The organism is Microcystis sp. M49636_WE2 (assembly GCF_030065375.1).
Taxonomy (GTDB): Bacteria; Cyanobacteriota; Cyanobacteriia; order Cyanobacteriales; family Microcystaceae; genus Microcystis; species Microcystis aeruginosa_C.
This window is the reverse complement of record NZ_JASJFG010000968.1, coordinates 1-1,090: the sequence shown is the minus strand read 5'-3', so window position 1 is coordinate 1,090 and position 1,090 is coordinate 1. Positions and strand designations below refer to the sequence as shown.

The 1,090-nt window shown below is 38.0% G+C and carries 2 protein-coding genes and 1 pseudogene; all 3 read right to left on the bottom strand.

Annotated elements, in window-relative coordinates; translation table 11 throughout:
* The coding region (locus PX484_RS22315) for a DUF29 domain-containing protein (protein ID WP_288105544.1) at nucleotides 1-375 on the bottom strand (375 nt) is incomplete at its 3' end.
* 16 nt (nucleotides 376-391) lie between these two features.
* Nucleotides 392-850, bottom strand: a complete 459-nt coding sequence (locus PX484_RS22310) for a DUF29 domain-containing protein (protein WP_002734421.1) — start codon at nucleotides 848-850, stop codon at nucleotides 392-394.
* Between the two features lie 43 nt (nucleotides 851-893).
* Nucleotides 894-1,090: pseudogene (locus PX484_RS22305) on the bottom strand (protein-methionine-sulfoxide reductase catalytic subunit MsrP); the annotation flags it as partial.

The following is a 1,090-nucleotide window of genomic DNA, read 5'->3' as shown; positions in this document are numbered from 1 at the left end:
GGGTAATTGAGAGCGGTCACTGGCATTTTTTCGGGCTGAAAGATAACATTCATCAAAAATTTCCAAAAGATAAGGTTTCAGACTAGGACTATCTTTAAGTTCATCTAATATATCGAGACGAAAAGTTCTAATCTCTCCCTTGCAGTGACCTTCGTTTCTCTCTCTTTCTGCTCCCCAATATTTGAGTTTAAGTAAATGTTCTAATAATCGGGTTAACAGACTTTTGATTGTGCGCTTTTCACTCCTTCCCATACTTGCTAATTCCTCTAGTAAATTCTCTAAATCTACCCGCTCAAACTGTCTGGCTTGCAGTTGATTAATAGTAGTTCTAATCCAGAGATAAAAGTCTTCTTCGTACTGGGTTTTATTATCCATAATTTACCTCTATATATTACTCGTGGTTATTAGTGGGAAACCAATCTTCATCGAGAATTTGTTCAAGGGAACCAATGGGAATAGGGGGGAAAGTATCAAGGGGTAATTGAGTTCTAACTTGAGCCTCTTTTCTAGCAAATTGATAGCATTCCTCAAAGATTTCCAGAATATAGGGTTTCAAACTAGGGCTATCTTTAATTTCTTCGATTATTTGTCGGCGAAAGTTGAGAATTTCTCCCTTCCAGTGACCCTCATTTCTAGATTTTTCTCCTGTCCAGTAAGTTAGTTTCAGCAAATGTACCAGTAATTGAATCAAAAGATTTTCGATTTTGCGCTTTTCACTCCTTCCCATACTTGCTAATTCCTCCAGTAAATTCTCTAAATCTACCCGCTCAAACTGTCTGGCTTGCAGTTGATTAATAGTAGTTCTAATCCAGAGATAAAAGTCTTGTTCGTACAGAGTTTTATTGTCCATAGATACTTAGTTAAACTGAATAAAACGCGGATAATCATCAAAATTAACTATACAAACTAGCCACATATTCACCGTAGCCATTATAGGGCAGAGTTTCGATAATTTCCCAAGATAAATCACTTCTACTGCCGATAAATTTCTCCGTTGCTTGCGACCAACGGGGATGGGGTTTACTGGGGTTCACATTAGCCTCAAAATCGTATTCGTGAGCGTCAATTGTGTTCCAGTAGGTGGCGGGTT

What these genes read in the sequence shown, in the direction of transcription:
- PX484_RS22310 (WP_002734421.1), bottom strand. Translation starts at nt 850, where the DNA reads ATGGACAATAAAACTCTGTACGAACAAGACTTTTATCTCTGGATTAGA.